22 protein-coding genes and 3 tRNA genes are annotated in these 25,711 nt (G+C 54.7%); 14 read left to right on the top strand and 11 right to left on the bottom strand.

Going from position 1 to position 25,711, the window contains the following annotated elements; translation table 11 throughout:
• The 6 genes from B4A77_RS09625 to B4A77_RS09600 all read right to left on the bottom strand — a co-directional run bounded on the left by B4A77_RS09625 (position 1) and on the right by B4A77_RS09600 (position 4,556).
• Positions 1 to 696 carry a hypothetical protein gene (locus tag B4A77_RS09625; RefSeq protein ID WP_290724285.1) on the bottom strand — a complete coding sequence of 232 codons (696 nt, stop codon included), beginning with the start codon at positions 694 to 696 and terminating at the stop codon, positions 1 to 3.
• Between the two features lie 53 nt (positions 697 to 749).
• A tRNA-Leu gene (locus B4A77_RS09620) sits at positions 750 to 833 on the bottom strand.
• Between the two features lie 104 nt (positions 834 to 937).
• Complete coding sequence (locus B4A77_RS09615) at positions 938 to 1,897, bottom strand: SPOR domain-containing protein (RefSeq protein WP_290740255.1); 960 nt, start codon at positions 1,895 to 1,897, stop codon at positions 938 to 940.
• 46 nt (positions 1,898 to 1,943) lie between these two features.
• Positions 1,944 to 3,266 (bottom strand): tRNA (N6-isopentenyl adenosine(37)-C2)-methylthiotransferase MiaB, encoded by a 1,323-nt coding sequence (miaB, locus tag B4A77_RS09610; protein ID WP_290740251.1) that lies wholly within the window; start codon positions 3,264 to 3,266, stop codon positions 1,944 to 1,946.
• A 19-nt stretch (positions 3,267 to 3,285) separates the two neighbouring features.
• On the bottom strand, positions 3,286 to 4,296 hold the full coding sequence (locus tag B4A77_RS09605) for a HigA family addiction module antitoxin (protein ID WP_290740248.1): 1,011 nt from the start codon (positions 4,294 to 4,296) through the stop codon (positions 3,286 to 3,288).
• Positions 4,297 to 4,307: 11 nt separating this feature from the next.
• Positions 4,308 to 4,556 (bottom strand): type II toxin-antitoxin system RelE/ParE family toxin, encoded by a 249-nt coding sequence (locus B4A77_RS09600; RefSeq protein ID WP_414654297.1) that lies wholly within the window; start codon positions 4,554 to 4,556, stop codon positions 4,308 to 4,310.
• Positions 4,557 to 4,858: 302 nt separating this feature from the next.
• On the opposite strand from B4A77_RS09600, the gene B4A77_RS09595 reads away from it, so the two are divergent.
• The 4 genes from B4A77_RS09595 (at position 4,859) to B4A77_RS09580 (ending at position 8,796) form a co-directional block, all read left to right on the top strand.
• Positions 4,859 to 6,550 (top strand): hypothetical protein, encoded by a 1,692-nt coding sequence (locus B4A77_RS09595; RefSeq protein ID WP_290740245.1) that lies wholly within the window; start codon positions 4,859 to 4,861, stop codon positions 6,548 to 6,550.
• Positions 6,551 to 6,588: 38 nt separating this feature from the next.
• A complete protein-coding gene (locus B4A77_RS09590; protein ID WP_290724268.1) occupies positions 6,589 to 6,756 on the top strand; it encodes a hypothetical protein in 168 nt (55 codons plus the stop codon).
• A gap of 25 nt (positions 6,757 to 6,781) precedes the next feature.
• Positions 6,782 to 7,462 (top strand): HAD family hydrolase, encoded by a 681-nt coding sequence (locus B4A77_RS09585; RefSeq protein WP_290740241.1) that lies wholly within the window; start codon positions 6,782 to 6,784, stop codon positions 7,460 to 7,462.
• A 62-nt stretch (positions 7,463 to 7,524) separates the two neighbouring features.
• Positions 7,525 to 8,796, top strand: a complete 1,272-nt coding sequence (locus tag B4A77_RS09580; RefSeq protein WP_290740238.1) for a tyrosine-protein phosphatase — start codon at positions 7,525 to 7,527, stop codon at positions 8,794 to 8,796.
• 2 nt (positions 8,797 to 8,798) lie between these two features.
• On the opposite strand, the gene B4A77_RS09575 is transcribed toward B4A77_RS09580, so the two are convergent.
• Positions 8,799 to 9,623 carry a hypothetical protein gene (locus B4A77_RS09575; RefSeq protein WP_290740235.1) on the bottom strand — a complete coding sequence of 275 codons (825 nt, stop codon included), beginning with the start codon at positions 9,621 to 9,623 and terminating at the stop codon, positions 8,799 to 8,801.
• A 542-nt stretch (positions 9,624 to 10,165) separates the two neighbouring features.
• Between B4A77_RS09575 and B4A77_RS09570 the strand changes: the two genes are divergently transcribed.
• Entirely contained in the window at positions 10,166 to 10,900 is a 735-nt protein-coding gene (locus tag B4A77_RS09570) for a hypothetical protein (RefSeq protein ID WP_290740233.1), read from the top strand.
• A 98-nt stretch (positions 10,901 to 10,998) separates the two neighbouring features.
• Positions 10,999 to 11,072 (top strand) — tRNA-Pro (locus B4A77_RS09565).
• Between the two features lie 51 nt (positions 11,073 to 11,123).
• Here the strand turns inward: B4A77_RS09565 and B4A77_RS09560 are convergent.
• Both B4A77_RS09560 and B4A77_RS09555 read right to left on the bottom strand, forming a co-directional pair.
• On the bottom strand, positions 11,124 to 12,851 hold the full coding sequence (locus B4A77_RS09560) for a sensor domain-containing diguanylate cyclase (protein WP_290724156.1): 1,728 nt from the start codon (positions 12,849 to 12,851) through the stop codon (positions 11,124 to 11,126).
• Between the two features lie 24 nt (positions 12,852 to 12,875).
• Positions 12,876 to 14,375, bottom strand: a complete 1,500-nt coding sequence (locus tag B4A77_RS09555) for an extracellular solute-binding protein (RefSeq protein WP_290740230.1) — start codon at positions 14,373 to 14,375, stop codon at positions 12,876 to 12,878.
• A 117-nt stretch (positions 14,376 to 14,492) separates the two neighbouring features.
• Here B4A77_RS09555 and B4A77_RS09550 point away from each other — a divergent pair, with 117 nt between their 5' ends.
• The 7 genes from B4A77_RS09550 to B4A77_RS09520 all read left to right on the top strand — a co-directional run bounded on the left by B4A77_RS09550 (position 14,493) and on the right by B4A77_RS09520 (position 20,753).
• Positions 14,493 to 14,885 (top strand): NUDIX domain-containing protein, encoded by a 393-nt coding sequence (locus B4A77_RS09550; RefSeq protein ID WP_290740227.1) that lies wholly within the window; start codon positions 14,493 to 14,495, stop codon positions 14,883 to 14,885.
• A 70-nt stretch (positions 14,886 to 14,955) separates the two neighbouring features.
• On the top strand, positions 14,956 to 15,393 hold the full coding sequence (locus tag B4A77_RS09545) for a DUF3332 family protein (RefSeq protein ID WP_173364955.1): 438 nt from the start codon (positions 14,956 to 14,958) through the stop codon (positions 15,391 to 15,393).
• 144 nt (positions 15,394 to 15,537) lie between these two features.
• A complete protein-coding gene (locus tag B4A77_RS09540) occupies positions 15,538 to 16,245 on the top strand; it encodes a tetratricopeptide repeat protein (RefSeq protein WP_290732190.1) in 708 nt (235 codons plus the stop codon).
• Positions 16,242 to 17,369 carry a serine/threonine protein kinase gene (locus B4A77_RS09535; protein ID WP_290732187.1) on the top strand — a complete coding sequence of 376 codons (1,128 nt, stop codon included), beginning with the start codon at positions 16,242 to 16,244 and terminating at the stop codon, positions 17,367 to 17,369. The genes B4A77_RS09540 and B4A77_RS09535 overlap by 4 nt, the downstream gene beginning before the upstream one ends.
• Before the next feature lie 13 nt (positions 17,370 to 17,382).
• Positions 17,383 to 18,837 (top strand): sigma-54 interaction domain-containing protein, encoded by a 1,455-nt coding sequence (locus B4A77_RS09530; RefSeq protein WP_173364952.1) that lies wholly within the window; start codon positions 17,383 to 17,385, stop codon positions 18,835 to 18,837.
• A 165-nt stretch (positions 18,838 to 19,002) separates the two neighbouring features.
• Complete coding sequence (locus B4A77_RS09525) at positions 19,003 to 19,446, top strand: hypothetical protein (RefSeq protein WP_173364951.1); 444 nt, start codon at positions 19,003 to 19,005, stop codon at positions 19,444 to 19,446.
• Complete coding sequence (locus B4A77_RS09520) at positions 19,443 to 20,753, top strand: hypothetical protein (protein ID WP_290740224.1); 1,311 nt, start codon at positions 19,443 to 19,445, stop codon at positions 20,751 to 20,753. The genes B4A77_RS09525 and B4A77_RS09520 overlap by 4 nt, the downstream gene beginning before the upstream one ends.
• Positions 20,754 to 20,815: 62 nt before the next feature.
• On the opposite strand, the gene B4A77_RS09515 is transcribed toward B4A77_RS09520, so the two are convergent.
• Together B4A77_RS09515 and B4A77_RS09510 are read right to left on the bottom strand one after the other, a co-directional pair.
• Positions 20,816 to 20,888, bottom strand: a tRNA-Ala gene (locus tag B4A77_RS09515).
• Between the two features lie 101 nt (positions 20,889 to 20,989).
• Positions 20,990 to 24,388: an MFS transporter gene (locus B4A77_RS09510; RefSeq protein WP_173380923.1), complete on the bottom strand. Its 3,399-nt coding sequence runs from the start codon at positions 24,386 to 24,388 to the stop codon at positions 20,990 to 20,992.
• A gap of 219 nt (positions 24,389 to 24,607) precedes the next feature.
• Between B4A77_RS09510 and B4A77_RS09505 the strand changes: the two genes are divergently transcribed.
• Positions 24,608 to 25,651 carry a T9SS type A sorting domain-containing protein gene (locus B4A77_RS09505; RefSeq protein ID WP_290740221.1) on the top strand — a complete coding sequence of 348 codons (1,044 nt, stop codon included), beginning with the start codon at positions 24,608 to 24,610 and terminating at the stop codon, positions 25,649 to 25,651.
• Positions 25,652 to 25,711: the final 60 nt, after the last annotated feature.

Here is a 25,711-nt window from a genome sequence, read left to right as displayed (position 1 = left end):
TTAGAACTTTACATTGAAGAATCCCAGGACGCCCTTTTCCGGGGTCGGGAGAACGCCGTAACTGAATCGGTTTGCATCGGGGTTGCTGTCCCACTGGGTGCCGAAGAATGCATCGGCGAACGACCAGATGTGGGCGCCGGCCACGACGATAAGGCCGTACCACCATGCGTTGTTGCCGCTTACGGCGAGGTAAGTCGTTGCTCCCACGCTTGCGACCCAGAGCACGTCAATCCAAATGGCCTTTGTGGACTGGTCCATCTTCCACTGATAGTAGCTGGGGAGGAGTAGGGAGAGGTAGGCGGCACCCTGGTTGCCAGACCTGTTCCTGTAGGAACGGTCGATGTCTGCATCTTCCATTCCCTGCGAACGCTGGGCGAGCCAGTCTTCTTCGGAAACGCCGAGCTTGTTCCACGGTTTCTGGAGGTATTCGGAAATGCGGACACCAAGCTCCACGAGCCTGGTGAGCTTGTCCCTCGAAATGCCTTCTTCTTTTGCCTGCTGGAATTCCCACTGGGTGAGCCCGAGGTCTTCGTAGCGGAAACCTTCCCACTGGTCGCCGGAGGCGGTTGCCTCGCCGACCGATGCGCCATCGTCGGATGAATTATCGTCACCGTAAGAGTAAGACTGTTCCGTTGACTCGTCGCCAGACGGTTCGTCGTCAAACTGCGCGAAGGACATCGCGCATGCGAGGAACATTATTAATCCAATCTTGCTCCAAAAAGACATTAGGCTTTTACTCCTATCCTATATGCCGGGGGAGGGAATCGAACCCTCACACTCTCGCGAGTACCGGATTTTGAGTCCGGCGCGTCTACCAATTTCACCACCCCGGCTTGGGGTGTCCTAAATATAGAACATTTTATGTTTTTTTGTAGGGAAAATGCGCAAAAATACGAAATTTGAACAAATTTTAGGGGTCCGAAGGGCCTGCCCGATCCTATTTTTTCAGAATTGCCCTGAATTCCACGTTGATCGGCGCGAGTTTCTTTGCTCCGAAATCAACAGCCTTTTCCTTGGTTTCGAAGGGCCCCGTCTGCACGAGGTAGAGCGTTTTCGTCTCTCCGGCGCGTTCTTCGATAGTGGCCGCGATGCCGCGTTTTTTGAGGTTGCTGACCAGCAAATCCGCGTTGGATTTCACGCCGAAGGCACCGAGTTGCAAAATCCAGGATTCGGTAGCCGCGCTTGGAGCTTTATCGGGAACTTTTGTTTCGGGTTGGACCTCCGGTGCAGGCTTGACCTCCGGTGCCGGAGCGGAATCTGCTGCTGCGACGGGTTTCGGCGGTTCGGGAGGCTGCGTTGGACTTTGAAGCGGGTCCTTGACGCTGTCCGTTGCTGCTGGAGCGGGTTTGGCCGTATCCGGGACTGTGGCGGCCGGTTGCGGCTCGTCGAGTCGGGCGCAGGCTTCGTTCAGTGCCTGCTGTTTGACCTTGGGCTGCACGGCGGCACAAATCTTTTTGAGGACGACGACCTGGTGCGGTTGCGACGTCTCGATCGCGTGGATCAAGGCTTCGGCAGCCTTGGCGTGCCTGCCCATGTACAGCTGGAACTGAGCCTTGGTCATCATGAGGTCGGCATATACCTTGTGCTGGGGGGTGGTCTGGCCGATGAGGCTGTCGAGGCGCTTGCCCGCCTTGGAAAAGTCCTTCGCGTTTCCGGTCTGCGAAAGGGCAAGGACATTCCACAGGTAGCATTCGGCGCGTACCGAATCAGGTTCCCTGGGGCACGCAGCCTCGTAGGCGGTCGCGGCGTCTTTCCACTTGCCGGCCACGTAGGCCTTCTGTGCATCGGCGATGGACGGGGTGGTTGCCTGTGCCGTGGGCTGCGCAAATGCACTTGTACTGCAAATCAAGAACAAAATAGCGGCAATTCCGCGAACATTCCAAAACTTCATCTTCATTACCTTAAACCTTTCATTCCACACCCCACACTTCACACCCCACACTTCACACCAGCGTCCCGCGGATTGTCCACCCGCGAATGTCGTCCAGCTTCACTTTCACGTAGTCGCCGGGCTTCACGATTTGGCCAACTTCTGGCTTGAACACCACCTTCTTGAAGTTGTCGGTGCGGCCACGCAGTTCCGTCTCGTCGCGCACGGAGTTCTTTTCCACCAGGAGTTCCTCGGTGCGGCCGAGCATCATCTGGTTCCTCTTGAGCGTGATGGCGTTCTGCAGTTCTACCAGGCGCGTGTGGCGTTCCTGCTTTTCTTGCTCGGTGAGCGTCTCCGCTTCCTTGTACGATTCCGTTCCCTTGCGCGGGCTGTAGATGAACATGAAGGCGCTGTCGAACTGGCAGGTTTCAAAAGCCTTGAGCGTCTGCTCGAAATCTTCTTCCGTTTCGCCCACGAAACCGCAAATTACGTCCGTCGAAATCCCGTAGAACGGGTCGTGGCTCCGCAGCTGCTCGATAATCGAGAGGTACTGCTCCATGTTGTGCTGGCGGCGCATCTTCTTGAGCATCGCGTCGGAGCCGCTCTGGATGGGGATGTGCGCGTAGTGGCAGACCTTCGGGTTGTTCAGCAGCACGTCGATGAGCTCGTTCGTGTAGTGCCTCGGGTGCGGGCTCGTAAAGCGGATGCGGCGGATGCCACCGATTTCAGAAACCTTCGTGAGCAGGTCGGCAAAATTGCCACCTTCCGTCTTGTAGGCGTTCACCGTCTGGCCAAGGAGCGTCACCTCGGTAATGCCCTTGTCGGCCGCCTTGCGCACTTCGGCAAGCACGTCTTCCATGTCGCGGTACTTTTCCGGCCCGCGCAGATACGGCACAATACAGTAACTACAGCGCTTGTTGCAACCGCGCTGGATGGCGACGAAGGTGGTGAAGTCGTTCTGGAGTTTCGCGTATTCGCCCAGGTAGTTCTCGCTCAGGTCCTCGTCGATAAACATCTTGTGGTGCGTCTGGTGCAGCGGACTTTTGGCATCGCCCAGCAACAGCTCCGGAATTTTCTTGTACTGGTCCGGGCCCACGATGTAGCTCACGTTAGGCAGGCGTTTCATCAGTTCCGGCCCGCGGTTTTTTGCCATGCAACCGCATACCACGACTTTCACATCGGGATTCTTCTTGCGCAAGTACTTGAGCTTGCTGATGTTGACGATGGCGGTTTCCTCGGCCTTTTCGCGCACGCTGCAGGTGTTCACGATGATAAAGTCGGCATCTTCCTGGTTGCTCGTCTCGACGCAACCGCACATGTCGAGCTCCTGGGCAATCATCGCCGAGTCATACTCGTTCATCTGGCAGCCGTATGTGGCCAAGTGGTATTTTTTCATGCGGGTAAAGATAGAATTTTTAGACTTCTAGCCCTGCCTGCACCATGTATTTTTGCGCGAATGCGTTTGCCTCGTCGTCCTTTTGCTGGTTCTTGTTGCCGTAATAGACGTTCTTGATGAAGATGTCCTTCTTGCCGTGGAGCACGATGTGGCCGAGCTCGTGGAAGAACGTGAACCAGAACGCGTTGCGGTCCTTGAAACGGTCGTGAAGCTGGATGACGGGGATGTCCTTGTACCAGCGGGCCATGCCATGAATCGGCGCCGACTTGAAGTTCTGCGCGTAGAGCACCTTGATACCGAGTTTTGCACCCAGTTCCTGCAACTTGTGCATGCCGTCGTCAATAAAATCTTCGCCCACCTTCGGCTTGGGCAATGCCTTCTTGCGGCGTAAATCTTCCCACGCGGCAACGTCGTTTTTGGCCAGTTCCACGAATTGCGGCATCGCCTTCTTGATGGCGGAACGCACTTTCTTGTCGTTCTGCTTTTCCATCTTGATTTCGTCGGCGAGGATTTCGCCGCGGCGCATCCACACGGAGGCCGCGTACGGGTCTTCGGTTTCGGCCAGCGAAATGCGGAAGGCCACCTTCAGGCGGTTCTTGTAGTAGTAATTTTCCCACGCCTTGGGGCTAGCCACCCCGAAGAATTTGAGGATGGGCGACACGCCGTCTTCTTTGTTGTTGAAGTCCTTGATCCATGTGCGCGGATTGAGTTCTCCGATAGGGAAGAACTTGCGCCAACCAACTCTTTTCTTGAGGGATTCTTTGATTTTTTCACGCCAAAGGTCTTCGTCGTACTGTTTTTGAAGGTTGAGCCAACAATACTGGGGAATCCCTGTTCCAAGCTCAAGGCTGTAGGCCATTTCTACCGTTACCCTGCACTTGGCTTTGAGCAGTTCGTTCATTGTTTTGGGGGTGTAACCGATTCGAACTGCAAAATCGTTGATGTCTACGCCCATCTCCTGAAGTTTTTCTTCAAGGACTTCGCCCGGAGATGTTGTCCCCCACAAAATGAGTTCTTTTTCTTCTGCCATATTATTCCTCTCTATTTATGATAATCTACAATTTCTACGACTTCGGCCTCGGTAACTTCAGCCCAAACAATAGCCTTGTCCGGCTCTGCTCCCCAAATAATCAATCTATACGGTTGATCAAGATCGCAAGCCCATTGGCCCTTGCGGTTGCCCACAAGTTCGTGAAAGTGCCCCGGAAATAGGGACAAGTCGGAAAAATTTTCAACTGCCTTCAAAGCGTTGATTCGAGCTCTGTAGCATACGGCTCGTTTTTTGCCCATTCTCCGTATTGCGTACGCGTCGTCCCTAGCACAAAGTTCCAAATCCTTATCTCTAAACTCAACTTTCAAGAAACCTCCACCGTTAATCAAAAGTCCTGCTTTCTAATATAATAAAAACTTTTGAGATACGCAAGGGGTGTCTCGTTTTTCTAAAATACGCAGATTGAGTTGATTATAATACTAGCCAATGGGGACGGTACCCACCTGCCTACAGCCCTGCCCTCCGTAGGAGTCATTCTGGAGTTGCAGGGAATTCTGTAATGCCCCGATGTTCGCAAAAATATTTTTGCTATACTTAAATTATGGCGAAACCCTTCAGCAAATTCCTTGGGAAGTTCTTTCTGGTGACCGCGGCGGCGCTGTTCGTCGCTTGTGGCGATGACGGGAGCAGTTCCGGCCCCGAGGGTGGCGAAAGCAGTACGGTTGAAGAATCGAGTTCCTCGGATGCCGCGCAGTCTTCGTCTGTTTTGCAGTCGAGTTCGTTGGCAGAAATTTCGTCTAGCAGTGTAAATGGTGATTCCGGCTCAGGGGCCGGAAAGACATCCTCTAACAGCGGTGACTCCGGTTCTGCGACATTCTCGGACACCACCAAAATCACTTACACGCTCAAGCGTTTCGATGGGCCGCTTTCCAACCCGCACAAGGGATTCACGGTGCCGACCGGTGGCGCGTGGACGTTTGTTCCGGAATTCGAATACGGCCCTTACGGTTCCTTGAACAACAGGGCGTGGGACCTGGTTTCGTACGGTTCCGGTTACCAGCAATGGAACAAGCTGAACCCCGCAAAGGGCGTTTATGACTGGACGGAACTGGAAAAACTGCTGAACGCACTTGCCGAGCACAACATGACTTACGCCTTGCGCGTGCTGCCGTACACGCCATCGTTTATCAAGAGCGACTTCCCGCCCCAAGAAGAATACGACTGGACTCCGCCCTTTGTCTATGAGATGGGTGCGAAGAAAATCCAGATTGACTTGCGGGGGACGGATTTCCATGCGTACGCTCCCGCCTGGGACGATTCCATCTATATCTGGGCGGCGAAGGAGTTTGCGAAGGCCCTGGCCGAAAAATACGACGGCGACCCGCGTATCGAATACATCGATGTCCGCACTTTTGGCGAATGGGGCGAATGGCACACCTCGCACATGTTGGGGAGCGTGATGCCCGCCGACTCGGTGCTGAAGGATATGCTGGACTATTATGCGTCCGTGTTCAAGAAGACCCAGCTGGTGCTGCCTTCCAACGGTTTTGGCGATGTCTATACGCATGCGCTCGACCTCGGCATTACCAAGCGCGACGACGGGTTCATCGGCATTCCCGGCAGGCCCGATACCTTGCTGCGGGCATACAACGCGAACCTCCCGACTATCGCCGAGAATATCGCCGGTTACAGGACGATGCTGGCCAATGACGACCTGATTCCCGGAGGCACCCAGAAGTGGACCGCGGAACGCTGGGTGGATGCGATTACCACGGCGCACCTGACCTACTACGTGTTGGACCAGGACAACGACTGCGGTTACTATTTCTACAAGGACAACAAGGCGCTGGCCGATTCCATGAGCAAAGTTATCGGGTACAACTTTACCGTGACGCAGGCGGAACTGCAGACGGTTACGGCCGCCGACACCGCTACAGGCAATGTTGCGACGAACACTTTGAATATCACCGTCAAGAACACCGGCGTGGCGCCCTGTTTCTTCGATGTGTATTTGGTTGCTGAATTTGTGGATAGCACAGGTACGGCCATTGCGCAGTTGGGCAAAACCGTCCGCATTCCCAAGGGTACGTTCAAGGACGGCTCTTCGCAGGAATTCTCGTTTAGCGGCGATGTTCCGGTGGGCGAGGCAAATCTTGCAACCCAGCCTGGCGTTTCCGTGGCGCTCTCCCTTTTCGAGAGCGAAGAAGCCTACAAGAGCGGCAAGAATCCCACCGTCCGCTTCGACAACGACGGCCTCCAAGAAAATAATAAGCTACTATTGAAATCCCGTTAACGCGAAATTTCATGTCCCTTCTGCTAGCATTAATCTTTTTGGCGCTTTTCATAAGTGCGATTGTCCGCGGGCAGTTCTCTTACGGCAAGGCGGATTACAGTTTTCGCGAGCATCCGGTGCAGTTCGTAATCGTGCTTGTGTTCATCTTGGGCGTGTCGGCGCTTTGCTTTTACCGTTTCTTGGTCGAAATGGAATTCTTGCGGTAAAAAGATTCCTAAATTTGGCTCCGCCATGCTTCACCATAAATCCCTGATTGTTTTTGACCTGGACGGCACGCTGTTCAATACCCTCGGCGACCTTGCCGTGGCGGTGAACTATGCGCTACGCCATTTCGGCCTGCCGGAACATGACGAACAGCGCGTGCGGACTTTTATTGGGAACGGCTCTATGAAGTTGATCGAGCGTAGTATGGGGGAGGCCGCTCTCCCTGAAAATGTTGCTCGCACGGGCGTTACCATCGAGATGGTCCATAAGGTCTATTCGGATTTTTACTGGGAACACTGCACCGAACGCACGCTCCCGAATCCGGGCGTTGTTGAATTCTTGCGCAGTACGACTGCCCGTGTGGCCATGCTCACCAACAAGCCGGAGCGCCCGACATTCAAGTTGCTGGAACATTTTGGGCTCCGCGACCGCTTTGAATTCGTGCTCTGCGGCGACACCACGCCCGAACGCAAGCCTAGCCCCGCGGGTCTCTTGAAAATCATGGAATCCGCGGGTGTCGCTCCTGCCGAAACGGTCATGGTGGGTGACGACCAGCCCGACATTCTTGCTGCTCGCAACGCCGGAGTCGACTGCATTACGCTGTTCTGCGGGTTTGGAAAGCCGGTGAACCTGCTCCCGCTTGAACCTGAAAATGTGGTCGAAAGCTACGCCGAAATGTGCGGATTACTTTGTTCTTTAACGCGCTGACGCTCTTGTTTTGGGGCGAGCCTTCGCACAGCCTTGTAAAAAATTGTATAGTTGTGCTTGGTATGCTCTATAAGTTTTTACGCCTCGTGACATTCGTATTGGTGATGGCTCTCGGCCTTGTCGCCTGTAGCAATTCTTATAGTTCCTTTGCGGATGTTTCGGAAGAAAATTCTTCGTCAGAAACCTTTTCGAGTTCATCGTTTGTAGTTTCGTCAAGTTCCGTCTCTTCCAGTTCTACAGTAAGTTCGTCAAGTTTTTCTGATTCCTCGGGTGTGATTTCAGTTACGGCGCTTGTGACGGATACTTTTGAGGTGTTTGCCTTTGGGTCGTTGAATATCGATATTGTCGCGGATTCGTTCTTGACCAAGTTCGATTACGGGGACGTTGTTTCAGTAATGGTGCCTGGGTACGATACGCTGGACGTTCCTGTGGTTGCGAGCTATGGCGATGTGTTTCCGGGCGAATTTTTTTTGTATGTTTCCTCGGGACTGAATTATCTCAAGCTTGAAGCCCGTTATGGACAGATGGCGGGGGTCATTGGTCTCGGGCGTGGTGCAGAATTCCCGATAGAAGTTGCCATCCGGATGAAGGAGAAGGGCGGATATGCGGAACATCTAGGAAACTTGAACTCACTTGCAATTTCCTATTCCATTGAGGCGTATCCGGAGCTTTCCGTCGCGGACTTTGCGAATTTCAGGATGGTGCGTACGACGGGAATGGGCGAGGGTCGGCTTTACCGCTCGTCGAGCCCGGTGGACCCCTCGATTGGGCGCAACAAGTATGCGGATTCACTTGCGGCGGTCGCGGGAGTCAAGACCTTTGTGAATCTTGCTAATAGCGAGGAATATGCGGAATCGTACAACGGCTTTGCGCAGTCCTATTATGCGACGCAGAACGTTGTTTACCTTGATGTGCTGCCGGGCTTTGCGAACACGCCGTTCAAGGAGGGCTTCGTGAAGGGGCTCCGCTACATGGTAGAACATGATGGCCCGTACCTATGGCACTGCACGTACGGCATGGACCGCACCGGGTACACGATTGCCGTGCTAGAGGCCCTGATGGGAGCGACCGCCGAAGAAATCAAGGCGGATTATGCTGCGACGCACAAGAATTTCTACAGCGTGAGAGGCGGCAAGCAGGTCGCCTTGACCGCGAAGCAGGCGGAACTCATTCAGGCGATAATCGTGAGGCTCATGCGGAATGCATACAAGGTGGAGGAAGTCGACATCTCGGATTTCGAGAATGCTGATTTGGCGGCCGCCACCGAGAAGTACCTGCTCTCGCTTGGCTTGGAACAGCATGAAATTGATTCGCTCAGGGCGCGACTGAAGTGAAACTACTTCAGAAATTTTCGAATGACGTTCCTCACGTGTTTCGCGTTAAGCGGGGTGGTCGATGTTTCGAATGTTGCGATGAGTTTCTCGCCGAGCGTATAGCCGGATTTGTCGTAGTGCTCGATTTTCTTGACTGCGTTGGAAGCGTATTCCGGATTGTCCATCAGCCCGAAATGTTCCCATACAAGTTCTTTGCGGGAGTGAATGTTCAAGCAATAGAAATCCGGATGCAGTGTGCCCATGCCCTTGACTGTAAGCGGGAATTCGTACCGGAAGGGAATTCCTTCACTATCTAGAGAATCGGCAATGATGACCTCGGACTTCGACCGGACTCTCACGCCTCTTGAGGTATAAATTTCCGGAGTGTCTTCTGCGAAGGATTTTGCCTTGTATGGGAGGTTCCGCCAGAGTTCGGCGTATTTTGCATCGGGCAATATCGCCGGAGAGACGAGTCCCCTGCGGGCTGGATTTAGGGCGTTGTAGATATCCTCAATCTCGGTGCCGTTGTATTTCAGGGCAAATTTTTCCAGCAATTCGATTTCACGTATTGCTGCCGATAGAATAGCCTTGTTATAATCCCTTTGGGCGACTGCCTGAACCTTGTGGAGTTCTTTTTCGGGAACGTAAACTCCGTTGAGGTTGCTGTTGTTTACAAGGTAAAAATGCGGATAGCCGCTCTTGCTTGTTGAAATTCTAAGCCGCCCTTTGGGTGCATTTCTTAGGGCCTTTTGTTTTTCGCTGCGGAGGGCTTGCAACTCCTGCAGGCGCGCAGCCACCTGGAACGAAAGCGATTCCCTGGAAATCAGCTCGGGTATATGATTGTCCATTTTTTCCCCTCAGATTAATGGTGTTGGGTGTAATGTATAAAATATGGAGCCCGCAGACCAGTGGTTGGGCCGTTACCTGGAAAAATAGGACTAAACGGGGGTGACATTGTGGTTTAGTCCTACCGAGGCCGTCGCAGTCAAAGAGGTGATAGGACTAAATGGGCGGAAAGATGCCGTTTAGTCCTATTTCCGGGCGCTCCTCCCTCCATTTTCGTATGCAGAATCCCCGCAATCCTCTGATTTTTTGCTGAAAGAGGTTGAAAATTTTTTTGAAGTTGCAGGTTGGTAGGACTAAACGGGGGTGAAATTGTGGTTTAGTCCTACCGAGGTCGTCGCAGTCAAAGTGGCGATAGGACTAAATGGGCGAAAAGATGCCGTTTAGTCCTATTTTCAGCCCTCCGGCGGCTATTTTCGAGCCCCGTGGCTATTTCCAGACTCCTCGTGGCTATTTCGAAAGTCGCGTTCCCCTCCCAATCTCCACCCGCAAAAGCCTGCTTCTCCGCACGGGCAGCCTCTGCGTTGAATTTGCTATATTCTTGCCCATGATTTCAAGAATTTTTAAACCGGCATTCATCGCGGCACTCGCTTTTGCCACAGCCTCCTTTGCCGACGAGGCCATCCGCTTTGTTCCCGAGGTTTACCCGATGGGCGAGGTTGCCCAGGGCGACCAGAAACACTACGTGCTGCAGGGCGCGAACACCACGGGTGCAGAGATTGTGCTCGAAAACGTGTTCGGACAGGGCATCGGCATGTCGAATTTCAAGTTCCCGCAGAAAATTGCCCCGAAAGCGGCTGTCACCATCGAGTTCGATATGGACTTCGCTGGCATGGAAGGGAAAATTGACCCGACGGTCGTACTGGTGACTGCGGGAGGCAAACCTTACACGGCAAAGCTCTCCGGCGTGGTGAAGGCTCCCGTGTTCTTCGGCGAGAAACTTTTCGATGCCGGTTTCTACAAGGCAGGCGAGAAGCGCGAGTGGACGTTTTACGTGTGGGAGACCGACAAGAAGGCCCGCCCTGACATAGAACTTTCGCCCGAATCGGCGAAGCAGTTCGCAATGAAGTCGAAACCCGTGATGCTCAATGTCGACAAGCTCGACAAAATCAAGGAAGGCGGCAAGGTTCCCGGAATCAAGGTGACTCTCTCGACGAAGGGGCTCACTCGCGAGGGCTGGGAATTAAAGCAGAAGAGCATCAGGAAGATTGTTTCATTCAAGAGCAAGAAGTATCCGAAGGCGACTCCGGAAGTGCTTATCGTGGGCTACTGGAACGAGTAGTCCGGCCCCGAATTGGCGATAATTTCGCTTTTTTCGCTGTTTTGCCTTGAAAAAATGCCGAGGTTTAACTAACTTTGGCATACTCTTACGAGAGACCTCGGGATGTAGCTCAGCCTGGTAGAGCGCTTGAATGGGGTTCAAGAGGTCGCTGATTCGAATTCAGTCATCCCGATGAAAAGCCCGCTAGTTTTGAACTGGCGGGCTTTTTTGTTGCTTTTTTGCTTTAGGCGTTTTGCTCGTGTTGCTTGGCGGCGTTTGCTGCGTCTTTTTCGGGTTGCCAGAGCACCACCCTGTTGCGGCCGCTCTCCTTGCCTTCGTACAGGGCCTTGTCTGCCATCTGGATGCTCTTGTCGGCGCCGAGGGCGGAATCGAACTGCGCGACTCCGAGCGTGATGGTCACCTTGATGGAGAGTTTCCCGTATTCGACGGTCATGTTCTCGATTTTCTTGCGGAAGCGTTCGGCAACGATGGCCGCTCCGGCAAGGTCGGTCTCGGGAAGCAGCGTGAGGAATTCTTCGCCTCCGTAGCGCGCGATGACGTCGTACTTGCGGAGCATCCCGCGGATGGTGTGCGATACGGCTTTTAGCACTTCGTCGCCACAGGCGTGCCCGTAAGTGTCGTTCACCTCCTTGAAGTGGTCTATGTCGATAAAGATGAAGCAGAACGACTTGCGGGTTCTTGCCACGCGTCCTATTTCGTTGTCGATGGTTCGCAGCATGTCGCGCCGGTTCGGAAGCCCGGTGAGTTCGTCGGTCCTCGAAATCAGGTCGAGTTTCTTGTTCGCCTCTTCCAGTTCCTTGGTCCGGGCCTGGACCTCCTGTTCGAGCAGTTCGCGGTGAGCGTTCAGTTCGTGAATTTGGCGGTTGATGGTCCGGCTCATGTCGTTGAAATGCTTGGTGAGGATGCCGATTTCGTCTTGCCGGTTGCCGAGGTCGATGTCCTCGCTAGAAAGGTCGCCGTTCGCAATCTTGATGGTGTGGACGATGAGCTTTTTCATCGGGACGGCGAGTGTCCGGTACATCCAGAAGGCGATGAGCAAGATTGCGATGAAGCTTGCGGCGAGGATGATGAGGCTCGAAAGCCTGATGGATGTCACCTGCGCGTCGATTTCAGCCTTGGGTAGCAGAGAAAGAAGCCCGATGTCGTAGGTGGCGTCATAGTGGTATGTCGAAAGGTAGGACTCGCCGTCCTTGAGCCTGAGGAACGTGGCTGTCGATATCTCGAAGGTCTTCGGGTCGAAAGCCTCGATTCCGAGCTCCGAAATCTTGTGGTGCCCGTCGAGCCAGGTTTCGAGGTCGGGATGGTAAAGGATTTCGCCCTGGCCGTTGATGGCGACGAAGTAGCCATTCTTGCCGACCTTGTTTTCGGCAAGTAGCTTCCAGAGCCTTTGCGCCGAGAAACTGGCGACGAGGCTGCCGTTTCCCTTGGCGGCATCGGCGACGACGGTCGCGAAGGCGCACTTGGGCTTCATGTTGTCGGGATCGCGGTACCAGCGGGACACGTGGATGCGGTGCGGGGTGAGCTTCGAAAGATCGACAGGGTATTTGGCGACGGCGGTTGCGCCCACCATGGAATTGTCGCTGATGAGGCTGTCCTTGCGGTCGAACAGCGAAACGCGCTCGCCCGAAGTGAACAGCGGCGAGATGTTGTAGCTCTTGAGGTAGCCGGCCGATACAGTCGGATCCATGCTGCGGATTTCGGATGTCTTTGCGAGCAGCGAAAGCTGGTTGCCGAACTGCAGGAGTTCGTTGTGGACAACGGTCGCCATCTGCTGGAGCTGCACGTAGTTTGTCTCGAATGCGCCTGCGAGGGTCGATTGCATTTGCCTGCTCGAGGAGATGTAGGTGCCGCCAGTGATGATGAGCACCATCGCAAAAGTCAAGAGCAAGATGCTCTTGAGAATGATACTCTTCGAGAACTTGGTTACTTTCGCTGTCTTCGTCTTGCTCATAGGCCTAATCCATGCGGAAATCGGTTATTGCTTCCTTTTTCGCGTGTACGAGAACAGGAAACTGATGATCAGGACGAAAAAGAAAATGAACACCGTGGGATTGAATCCGCTTCCGTCTTTCGCGTCGTTCTTTGGGGATACCTGCTTTTTGCCGGCTTGCTTGGCCCTTTTCCAGATTTCCTGGAATTCGGCGAAAGTCATCGTTTTCGTGGGCGTGTAGCCTAGGCGGTTGTTGATGTTGTCGGTGTAGTCCTTGAATGTCTGGTAGAGCTTTTCCTCGGAGAAGAGGGCGGGAATCTCGAGCAGTTCCCACACGGCGCTGAACATGGAGACGAGCGCCTGCTCGATGTCGCCCCATTCGGGAATGGCGGTGTAGGTGCGACCGTTTTCGAGGAGGTGGACCAGTTCGCCGTAGGCTTCGTCGTCGGCCCAGGATTCTAGGACCGTCTTGGATGGGGGCAAAAACCCGATTTGCTTGGTGTAGGCATCGAGGTTTGCGTCATTGGTGAGGTACAGGAGCAGCTTGAGTGCGTTGGGATTGCTGTTCTTTGCCGGGATGGCGAGGTTCGATCCGCCGACAAAGCTGATGCTTCCGGCAGCTCCCTTCGGGATGGGGAATACGGTGACGCTGTCCGCTCCGATACGCGCATTCGAAAGGCCACCCATGGAACCGTTGAACCGTGTCTGCATCACGATTTCGGCGGTGTTCACGATGAAGGCGAGTTCGCCGTTGTTGAACTGCTGGGCGATTTGAGCCGTGTTGAGTTGCAGTGTTTCGCTAGAGACTAGAGTGTCGAGGATGAAGTTCAGGTACTTGGCGATACCCTTCAGCGTGGGCTCGGTGAGGATGTTCGCCTGCCACTTGCCGTCGTTGTCTTTGGCGATGAAGTCTCCGCCTTCGCTCCAGACCCAGGGCGCGAAGTTGTGCGGAATGTTCCAGTCGCTCTTGCCGGGGAAGGCGTAGCCGCGGACTTTGGCTCCGTCTTCGAGCAGTTCCCTGCCCTGGTTCACCTTGGCGATTGCCGCAGAAAAGCCTTCGTAGGTGGCGATGTCATCTTTCCCGATGCCGTATTTTTTGAGAATCCGCTTGTTGGCGAGGACGGGGCGGATGTCGATGAACCAGGGAACGGAATAGATGGTGGTGTCGGCATCGATGTGCGTGGTGCCCCAGCTTGCCGCGACAAACCTGTCGGGCATAATCTTGCCCAGGTAAGGGTTGAGGGGTTTGATTTCGCCTCGGGAGGCAAAATAGGGAATCCACGAGGTGCCGAGCTGCAGCACGTCGGGTGCGCCCTTGCCTGTCTCGAGGGTGGATGCGATTCGGTTCCAGGCCTCGCCCCAGTCGAGAACCTGGACTTGGACGGGGAGATGCGTCTCCTCGGTGAACTTGGCAAGCTGCTGTTCCAGCTTTTCTTGCGGGGAGGCGCCGTTGGGCATGATCCATACCGAAAGCGTGTCGGTGGCAAAAGCGGCGGATGCGGAAAGAGCTGCCGCGATGGCGAGCGTCCTTGTGAAAAATGACATAAAAACTCCTTGACTGAACCCCAAAAAGACAAAAAAAGTGATTTTGAATAAAAGTCCTTTTCAAAATAACAAATAATTTGTATTTTCCTTGGCAAAAAATTGAAAAAAGGGGAGCAGATGCATGTTGCTTGTGGAATAGCCGTGTCCGGCGAAAATATCCTTATCTGTAAGAGGGTTCAAGGGGGGCCCTATGCGGGCCGCTGGGAGTTTCCGACCGCGGTTCTCGATGCCGGGGAGACCCTCGAAGAGAGCCTCGAAAGGTCGTTTTTTGAGCGACTTTCGCTGAATTTGGAAAAATTTGTCTGTTTGGGGGCCTTTGATTCGGTTTGCGCCCGGGGCGTCCGGGTGCACGCCTTTAGGGTAAAATGCCCCGATTTTTCCATGGTGCTTTCGGGCTACGATGATGCTAAATGGGTTCATATCAAGAAGTTGGAGCGTTTTCCGCTCATTCCGGACGCTGTGACGCTTGTCAAAGTGTTGCAAAAAAATATCGTATTTTTCCCGCAATAAGATGTTTTTTTAGTTATATTTTCCCATAGTCGTAAAAAACGATGAACTCAATCCTTAAGGAGTAAATAAAATGAAAAAAGGTATCGCTACCCTCATTTGCGCAAGCCTCATCACCCTCACCGGCTGCTATGGCAGCAACGCTTGCTTCGAAAAGCTTCACAAGTGGAACGGCACGCTTGGTAACAAGTGGCTCAATTCCATCGTTCACTTCATCCTCAACATCTTCGGTGTTTACTGGATTTGCTTGGGCCTCATCGACGGCCTCGTCCTCAACACTGTCGAATTCTGGACTGGCTCCAACCCGCTCGCTGCTGGTGACTCCTACTTCGAGCAGGATGCTCAGGGCAACTCCATCGCCGCTGTGAAGAACGCCGATGGCACGATGTCTGTCGAAGTGACCACCGCTGCTGGCGAAAAGGCTAACCTCACGCTCCAGCGCGACGAAAACGTCGTCCGCGCTCTCGACGCTGAAGGCAACCTCGTTGCTCAGTACGACATCGAAAAGTAATTCTACTTTGAAAATGTTTCGGAATCCCTGCCTTTTGCGGCGGGGATTTCTTTTTTTCTATGGAATTGCCGAAAAACTTTGTTTACGGGCGTTTTTTTTTTAGAAAAATCGAAAAAATCCGAAATTTTAATGTATTTTGGGGGTATGACAGGGCGTTTTCTACAGTTGGGACGTCTGATTGCGGTATTGGCTATCGCAGTCTGTTTTTGTGCATGCGTCGAAGATGACGTGAAGCGCGGGAATGAGGCGCTCCGCATCGGCGACTATGACCGTGCCGTCCTGAACTTTTCGAAGGCGCTCGACGTGCAACCCGCCGACCGCGATGCCCGCTACGGCCTGGCCCTTGCGTACTACGCTATCGCCGAGGACAAGGAGAGGCTCAAGGGATCGACCCGCGACCTCTGGGAACGTACCGTGAACGAGTTCCGCATCCTCTCGAAGGTGGATAGCAGCGGCCGCATTGACGCCGCTTACTCGACGGGACTCTTCTACCTTGCCCGTGCGACCCTTGCCGAGGATTCCCGCACGAACGTGCTGCCGCTGTTGGACCATTCCATCCTGCTCGATACGGCGAACTACTTCAGCTATAACCTCAAGGCTCTGATTCTTGCAAACCAGGGCCGCGTGGAGGAAGCCAAAAAGATTTACGTTTACATCGTGACGAAGGAACCGAAATTCGCGTCTGCGTACCTGAACCTCGGAAATATCTACTGGGAAGAGCACGATGTGGAATCGGCCTGGGATATCTGGTCGATGGGGCACGAGGCCCTGCCTAAGGATGCCGCTCTTGCACGCTGGACGCGTGTCGCCGAGGATTCCCTCAAGGCCATGGTCCAATCCGGGGAACTATGAGCGTACTCGACGATGCTTGCGGATGCACCCTCCTGCACGAAGGCGGCGAGGCCCGGATTTACAAGTTTAATTCCGGCGGACGTTCTTTTGTCCTGAAGTGGTATGCGGAAGGCGTCCGCATCGACAGTCGCTCGGTCGAAGTCCTGCTGCGTGGCCGTTTCCCCGGTGCCTACAGGATTTTTGAATCGGGGGTGCGCGAGGGTCGAGCCTACCTGGTCTACGAATTTATCGAAGGCGCGGAATCGGATGCCGTCGCGCCGCTGCCGCCTGCGGTCGCGCTCTATTCCTTGCGGAAGGTGACGCGGACCCTTTCGGACCTTGCAAGGCAGGGTGTCCATCATGGCGACCTGAACCCCTCGAACGTGATTTTCGGTCGCGACGGCGAACCCGTCGTTATCGACTGCGGAATAGTCGGTCCCGGTGCTCCCGCCTTTGCCGCTCCGGAACGCTTTCAGGGGAAGCCCGCCACGGAAAAGAGCGACCTCTACAGCCTGGGCATGCTCCTGTATTGCTGGCTCGCGGGGGAACCGCTGCTTTCGGCGGAAAAATTCGACGCGTATGCGGCTGCCGCGAATTCTGCGGATGGTCTCGACCCGACGACTTTGCTTTATGCGAAGGGCGTGGGCGCAGAAACATTAGCGAGGCTCGAACCTCTGTGGAAGGGACTGCTCCGTTCTAGTCCCGAAGACCGCGTGGAAGATTTCGACGAACTCGACGAACTTCTCGAAATCGCTTTCGATGCCGAATGCGGCGGCGAGGTTGTCTGGAATTCTACCCGCAAGGCGTTCATGGCTTCGGTCGAATCAAAAATCGGAACGAATTGTTGCAATAGAGGTGAAACGTGCGATTTGCCTGTAGCGTTTGCCGTGACCAAACGCACAGGGCGTCGGCGAGTTGCGCTGCTTCTTGCTGCGATTGTTCTTATATTGTCTGTAATGGCTCTGTTCTTGCTGCTGTTGCCTGCGGGTAATTCCGTAGACGAAACGGGCAAGCGGATGCTTGAAAAGTCGAGGGCTCTTGAGACCGAGGTTCCGGAAGCGGAATCCCCGGAACCTTTCGAAAAGATGCCCGAGGCTGTCTTGGAATCCTTGCCGGTTCCGGGAACGAATGACGGCGAAGAATAAGGAAAGGATGTTTATGAAATCGGAATCGATGCTTGCAACAGAGAAAATGCTGGATGTGGTGAAGACGCTTCTCGACGAGGACAAGCCGGAAGAGCTCTTCCCGAAGATACTTTCGGTCGCGAAGGGCGTGCTGCACGCGGATGCCGGTGTCCTCGAAATCGCCGGCGATTCTCCGCTCCACTTCTCGAATCCGGAACAGGTATCCATTTCTATCTCGGCGGTGAAACAGGCCAAAAGCGAAGGCAAGGCGGTGGTGTGGAACCAGCTCGACGACGATGGGGCGGACCTCTCGAAGTCGATTGTGCAGAACCAGCTCACGAGCATCATGGTGTCGCCTTTCCGCACTCCCGATAGCGAATCGGGCTACCTCTACTTGCAGCGCGCCGCCCGCAAGGAACCCTTTACCGATGAAGACAGCGAACTGTTTGATTCGTTTGTCGCTGTCTGTGAAAAGTTTGCGTTTGCGGCCTACGACCGCCTGCGCGACAAGGAATCCCTGGACGTTTTGAAGAACGTTGTCCGCAAGGATGGAATCGTGTATTCGAGCCCGGCGATGTCCGAACTAGTCGCCTTGGCCGAAAAGCTCGCACCGCTCCCGCTCCCGGTGATTATCCGTGGCGAGACGGGCACGGGCAAGGAAGTTTTCGCGAGGTTCATCCACAGGCAGAGCCCGCGCGCCGAACGCCCGTTCATTGCGGTGAATTGCGGCGCCATCCCGGAACACCTGATCGAATCGCTCCTGTTTGGGCATGCGAAGGGCTCGTTCACGGGTGCCATCGATTCTCGCAAGGGCTTTTTCGAGGAAGCCGACGGCGGCACCATATTCCTCGACGAAATCGGCGACCTGCCGCTGAACATGCAGGTGAAACTGTTGCGCGTGCTGCAGGAAAAGCATATCACGCGCGTGGGCGATAACCGCGAAATCCCGGTGAACGTGCGCGTCATCTCCGCGACACATGTGGACCTGGAAGAGGCCGTGCGCGAAAAGAAGTTCCGCGAGGACCTCTACTTCCGTATCCAGGTGATGCCCCTCTCGATTCCGCCCCTGCGTGAACGCGGACAGGACGTGGTTCTCCTGGCCGAAGAATTTATTCGCAGGTATGGCGCTGAATACGGTCGCGGAAAGTTCAAGCTAAGCCGCAATTCCGAGAAGGCGCTGCTCGGCTACCATTGGCCGGGAAACGTCCGCGAACTCGAGAACCGCATCCAGAAGGCGCTTGTCCAGGCGGTCCACGGGGTCATCCAGCCCAAGGATCTGGGACTCGACGACCTGCAGGAGCAGACGAAGGAAAGTCCCCGCACGCTCAAGGAAGCCCGCGAGGCCGTGGAACGCGACGTCATTTCTAGGGCCCTGCGGGACAGCAACGCGAACCTCACGCTGGCGGCCACGATCCTCGGGATTGACCGCAAGGTGCTTCGCGAGGTGATGGAGCGCCTGGGTATCAAGAAAGAGGATTTCCGGAACTGATGCGTAATTTGGAAAAACGGGACTTTTGAACCCGGTGGGACAATGGGTATCAATTTTTACTTTGCTTTTGGATGCATTTTATCTATATTATTGACGATAGGTGGCTAAAAAACCTAGAAAGAAAGCCTAAAGGGATGTTGGCACGGTTTTTGCAGTAGGAAGAGTATGAAACGCTTGACTTTCATATCAATGGTTCTCATCGCGGCGGCGCTCTCGTTCGCCCGTGATGGCCTTGCTGCTCCGGAGTCCAGCATTCCGACCCCTGCCGAAAAGACGGAAGTTTCGCAAGGAACCCCGGATTTGGGCGCTAAGGAAAGTGCAGACTGGCAAAAGCTACGTGCAGAAAGAAAGCAGGCGAGGGAACAGATCCTCTCCAGGTTGAGGGAAAGTTCCAACGTCGAGAAGCAGGATATACGTCAGAAGGTTTCGAAAAATCGGAACGAAGAGTCTCACTTCGAAGGGAAAAAGCATCAAAAAGAGCCTCGCGAGCGTCGTCCGGAGGCTGAACGTCCGGAACGCGCTGATTCTCCCGAAATGAATCCGATGCGGGGCAATCCCGGCTTCATGCCATTTCCTTGGTGGGGCTGGGGTCCGATGCCTCCGAAATGAATAAAATCGCAGTAGTACTGATACTATTGCTTTCGTCTGTCCTCTTGGCCGAGACCCAGGAGGAGGTTTACTATCAGGCGTTGAAGGCAGAAGAAGCCGGGGATGTTTCCGGCTCCCTTTCGTTGTTTGAACGCGCCATCGATATCGGCGGCGAATATACCGACGAAATCCGCGAAATTGTGAACGAATACTACGATGCCCTGGGAATCTCCCGTGACGGCAGTTCGGTCTCGTTCCGTCTTCAGGGCGATGTGGGCGGCTATGCCCTGCGCTACGATGATTTTTCCGCTTCGGATTCGAGCGCCCGATATGGCGGAGATGCTTACCTGACGCTGAACGCGTTCTTGGACTGGAACGTGGGCGACTGGATCCACTCCTTTGGCCTCTCTTTTGCGATGGACTGCATTTTTGCGGACAACGTCCCCGTGCTGGACACTTGTACCTGGATGCTGGTGCCCGGGATTGAGTATTCCCTTGTTGGGGAAAGCCTCATGCTCGATGTTGGCATGGAATACAACATCTACGACATGGACAAGTTTGAACCCGCCGCGTTCCTATGGTTCGAGTTCGATGCGAAACGCTTCGAGAAACAGCGTATCGGAGCCGCGATTTGGGGCTATACCCGTTGGGGCGGGAATACGACTGCGGCCGTCTATGCGACGTGGCACCGGACTGTGCCGCTGGGTCTGAACGGCCAGGTCTATGCGGGTGTTAAATACGAGGCCGATTCCCTCGCCGATGTCATCGGCTATGTCGACAATCTCTCGGAAGATTGCGAGCGGAACGAATTCGGAATGTGCGTCGACGGAAGCATGCCTCCCGGGACGATGCCCCCCTTTACGGATTTCTGGGGGGAGTGCGTCAGGGACCATGGCGAGGAAGTCTGCGCCGATTCCAGGAATGGCATCCTGCAATCGTATATGGATGCTGCCTACGCCGACTGGCTAGAACAGATGGCGCAGGCGGAAACTTCCGATGTGGAAATGGAATACCGTATGAGCCGTTGGATTGGCCCTACGGTCCGCTCGAAGATTTCGTACCGGTTCCGGAACAGGCTTTCCCTGGAATCCAAGATGAACCTGCTGTACGCGTTCCTGGTGGATGGCGCGTCTAGCGAATACGAGAAGATGCGCAAGTTCTCTGTCTCGTGGGGCCTTTCGCTCGGATGGAACCCGAACATTTTCACGTTTTACGTTGGCTTCGAGCAGCTCTACCTGCATTACTGGCTTCCCAACAGCCTCAAGAACTATTTCCCCGACAACAGCCTCGTGAACGAAGTGAAACTCGGGGTGAAATTCGACATCTAGCGCAGCATTTGATGCTGATTTTGGGGAAAAGAAAAGAGGGCGGATGAACCGTCCTCTTTTCATGGAGATAGTGGGAGTCGAACCCATGACCTACAGATTGCGAACCTGTCGCTCTACCAACTGAGCTATATCCCCGTAAGTGATGCCAAATATATCTTATAAGTGCGCTTCCGTCAAGTGTGGATGCCTCAAAAATCGCATTTTGATGCAGATTTGGCGATAGATTCGTCTACTGGCTATTTGTTCCTGTTTTCCACGAGCTCGGTGGCGAGTTTCTTCATGCCGTTGAAATCCCACTTGCCGCTCCCGAGCTTGGGGATGCTTTCGACATTGAATACGGAACCCGGCAGCATCAGCGGGGGAATTCCGGACTTTCGCAGCCTGCGCGAGATTTCCTCGACGTCGCAGTCGCCATTCACGAGCAGCACGATGCGTTCGCCCTTCACCGAATCGGGGACGGCGGTCACGGCGAATTCCATGTTGTCGAGGATTTTCGATTCGGCAATGCGGAGCTCCACGGCGGTAAGCGAAATCATTTCGCCGCCGAGTTTCGCGAACCGGCTGTAGCGGCCGAGAATCTGGACGAACCCGTCGGGGGTGAGCTTGCACTTGTCGCCCGTCTTGTACCAGCGTCTGCCGTCGATCTCGATGACGACGGAATCCGTCTTTTCCGGATCCTTGAGGTAGCCCTTCATTACCTGCGGGCCGGACACGACAAGCATGCCCTCTTCGCCTTGCGGCATGAACTCGTTGGTCTCGGGGTCGATGATTGCCGCGATGGAACCCGGGACTCCCATGCCGATGCTCGACAGGTCGCAGCACTTTTCGAGGGTGAGGAAGTCGTCGAGCAGTGCGTTCGGGGCATTGAGCGTGGCAAGCGGCGTGAGTTCCGTGCAGCCGTAGCCTTCGTAGATATCCTTTCCGAACTTGAGCTTGAATGTCTCGCGCATCTCGGGACGGAGCTTTTCGGCACCTGCGATGATGTAGCGGAGCGAATCGAGGCACATGGGGTGGACCCAGCGGCTCACGACGATGGCGCGGAGGAACGTGGGCGTGCCCATCATGATGGTCGTCTTGTACTGGGCGCACACGCGGGCAAGCGTCTTGATGTCGGTCGGGTCGGGGCAGAGCACCATGGGAACGCCGTCCAAAAGCGGCATCATGAACGTGAGCGTGAAGCCGAAGGAATGGAACAGGGGCAGGAGCGCCGTCATTACGTCGGTGCGGCGGAGCTTGATGATGTGGTCGCCCTGCTGCGCGTTCGAGATGACATTCTTGTGCGTGAGCTCCACGCCCTTCGGCGAACCTTCGGAACCGGAACTGAAGAGGATGACTGCATCGTCGGAAAGCTTGGCGGAAGTGAACCAGAGCCTGCGGAGGATGGGCTTGGGAGTCGCGATGACTATGAACGTTGAGAAGATACGGTCGAACGTGGTAATCTTCGCTTCTTCCTCGTCGAGGTAGATCATTTTGCATTTCCCGGCAATTTGCCCGAACGCGGGGTTCCTGCCGCAGATTTTCTCGTAGAACGCGCGTGTCGTGACGACCGTGGAAACATCGGCCTTCTCGATGCAGCCGAGGATGGTGTCGACGGGGGAGGAATAGTTGAGGTTCACGCTGGTCTTTCCGGCGCCCAGGATGGACATGATGCCGAGTGCCGCGTCGCGGCTGGTCGCGAGCATGAATCCCACGTTCTGGTCGTTCCTTGCGACGGAGCGGATTTTCTTGCCGAAGTAGTGGCAGAGGCGAATCATTCCGTAGCCGCTCACGTGGTTGCCTGCGGGGTCGATAAGGATGACTCGGCTGCGGCGTTTGCGCATGGCCTTGAACCAGAGCGGGACAATCGATTCGGAGTGGTCCATCGCCATGTTCCAGATGTCGGTGGCGAGGAACTGCAGGTCTTTGCGGATTTGCTTCTCGCTGGCGTCTGTGGGGAGCGGCTTCCCGAATCCGACGCTGATGACGCGGTTGAAGGATTGCGGACGGTTGACGCATTCGGAGGCTTGGCTGTAGCGGCTGCCCCAGAGCCCTTGGATGTAGAACGGCACAATCTGGGCGCCTGTACCCTCGATTGCCTTGGAGTAGTCGAGGGAGAATGTCGAAACGAAGGGAGTTTTCGAGACTTCGCCCTCGGGGAAGATGACGACAGCTTCGCCATTCAGGAGCGCCTTGCGGATTTCTTCCATGGCGGGGGCCGGGTCGCGCCTGTTGATGTCGATGACGAATTTTCCGTGCGAAAGCCAGCGCAGGTACCAGTCGGCGAACGTGTTTCTGTTGCTTGCGATGCGGAGCGGCCTTGGGCTCGACATCTGGAGTACGGCCCAGTCGATAAAACTGAAGTGCGGCCCCACCAGGAGGAGGGGGCCCGTCTCGGGGATGTTCTGCACGCCCATCACCTTGACGCGGTAGCGGAATACGAAAGCGAATGCGAATCGCAGTGCCGCGCGCAGCAGGGCCATCGGGGTCTGCCTGAGGTTCGTGATGAAGGTCAGCGCCAGGATGACCGCGAGGATCATGAAGCAGTGGTCGACCGTTATTGGCGTAAAGATGAGTAATAGTGTCTGCCCGCCCATGATGAGCACGAGGAACGCCATCTGGATGCAGTTGGCGACGGCATGGATGCGGCCTGCTGTGTCGGGACGCGTGAAACTCTGGATGACCGTGCGGAGGATGACGAATGCGGAGCCGGCGCAGAATCCGATGATGCCGTAGAGGATGCCCTGGAGCCAGTCGTTGTGTACGAAGGGTAGTGCGACCATCGTGCCAGCCGATACGGCGGCCGAGAAGGGGATGAATCCGGTCTCGACGAATCCCTTGGATGCCCAGCTTGCCGACAGGGCGCCGATGACGTAGCCCAGCGTGACGATGAACATCGAGATGGGAATGACCGCCGTGTTGAGCATGTCGGTCATGTTCTGGATGAGGATGAGGAATATCTGCGTCACGCCCCAGAACGCGGAAAGCCCGAGGATGGAAAGGCGCACGATGGGGTGGCTCCAGGTGGCGGAGAAGTTGCGCATCGGGGAACGAAGCTTGAGCGAATCGTGGTGTGCTCCGACGCGGATGCAGAACCCGGCGATGGTCGCGACGACGCTGAGTCCAAGGTAAATCCAGAGAGTAAGGTCAATGCTTACGGGGGAATCGGGCCTGCCCGAAAGCCCCATGGCGAAGAACGCCGCGCCCGCCGTGCCGAGGACGGAGAGCACCATGTACCAGGAGTTGATTTTTACGAGGTCTTCGCTTTCGACCATCTCCTTCATGATGCCGAGCTTTGCGGGGCTCAGTACCGCGAGGAAAATGCCGTAGAGGCCGAGAAGACCGTAGGCGACCCATTCGGCGCCGGCCACGTAGCACACGACAATGGCAATGACGGAGGCCAGCATCCCCACGGATGACCATGCCATCACGCGACCCTTGTGGAAGTGGCCTGCGAAGTAGCTTGCCGCGGGCATCATGAATATGCTCGGGGCAAAAATGGCGACCTGGAGTAACATACTGCGCCACCAGAACGCGGACCCCTCGAACGAGAATGACAGCCAGCGCTGGAAGTGGACGAACAGGCCCATCTGCACAAAAATGCTGCAAAAGACGAACAACAGGAACGCGAAGACGCTGGGGTACTTGCTCAGTTTCATAGATCCTCGAAAAGATGCTTAATAATAGAATTATGTAGAATATAGGGAAGTGTTCGCTTAAGGTCAAAAAACTTACAATTTTATTACTTTTGGCCGGCCGTCGGGCATGTTCCAAGTCGGAAAGTTTTTTTTGAAAAAAAATTTCTTTTATTCGAAAAGAAAGTTATATTTCGGCAAGGATGGTATTGGGATCACCAATCCTTAGAGACGGAGGAGTCTATGAAAGCAAAAGTTCTTACTGTTGGTATGGCCGTTGCAGCGTCGTTTGCGTTTGCAGAGTATGTGAATCCTGAAATCTGGTTCGATGGAACTGATGCAGAAATGTGGATAAGTACCCCTAATCCAGAAAATCTTTCGCATGACCCAGGAATACTTGGCAGCTATTGGTACGATCTTGATGACCGCAAGAATGACCATGGTGGGTCTTATATCGCGTATCCGTACGACACCACGGGTTATAACGGCTCGTTGATCGCTCCGATGATTGACAGTCTCGGCTACTTGGCTGTCAAGTACCGTCTGGAAGACCCGACAACTACGGGGCAAACAGAAGAATATCCTTACAACTTCGTCAAGTTCGGCTTCAATATAGTTCAAATGGGCGACCCTGGGCTCGACATTTCGTCGATCGGGGGGCTTTGTGCCACTTATACCTCAGATATGGAAGTATGGCTTGAGGTCATTACAGACAAAACCGGCAACACCCCATGTTTTGCGAAGCTTCCCAAGGCTTTAGAGCCGACGACGGTTGACAAGGCAATCGAGGATTTTGCTCAGCCGACGTGGGCTGCTGATTCTAACAAAGTTGCCAGTTGCATGGAGGCGTTCAAGGCCGCTCGGTCTGTCATGTTTAAAATCGATGGCGGTGCGTCTGTGGCGGATGGCGAACTTCGTATTTTCGAGGTCGGTCCCAAAGGGACTTGTAAGGGCGGAAAGACAGTTAAGGATTATTGGCCCGGATCCGGATGCAAGTCCGATGGCGATGGACATGCGCAATGTCCGCCGTGTGGTGGTCCTGGATGTTTCACCAAACTTAGCGGATTGAAAACCGTTTCGTCTGCATCGATTTCTGTGTTGGGCCGATTGGTGACCTTGAACGGACTTGGGCAGAACGTGCAGTACAAACTTTTCGACATGCAGGGCAACGTGGTCCGTAGTGGCTATGCCGCTGGGAACATCGATTTCGGCGGCGTAAAGTCCGGTAGCTACCTGCTCAAGGTCAAGGGCAATCTGGAACTGACCGAGAAGATTGTGCTGAAGTAGATGCTCCGTAAAAAGGTCGCTTTGTATTGAAATTTTGCACAAATGTTCACTAAAAATTAG

It is taken from the genome of Fibrobacter sp. UBA3718, from assembly GCF_002371935.1.
In the GTDB taxonomy this organism is placed as follows: domain Bacteria; phylum Fibrobacterota; class Fibrobacteria; order Fibrobacterales; family Fibrobacteraceae; genus Fibrobacter.
The sequence above is the reverse complement of the archived record's forward strand: the minus strand, read 5'-3'. Positions and strand labels throughout refer to the sequence as shown.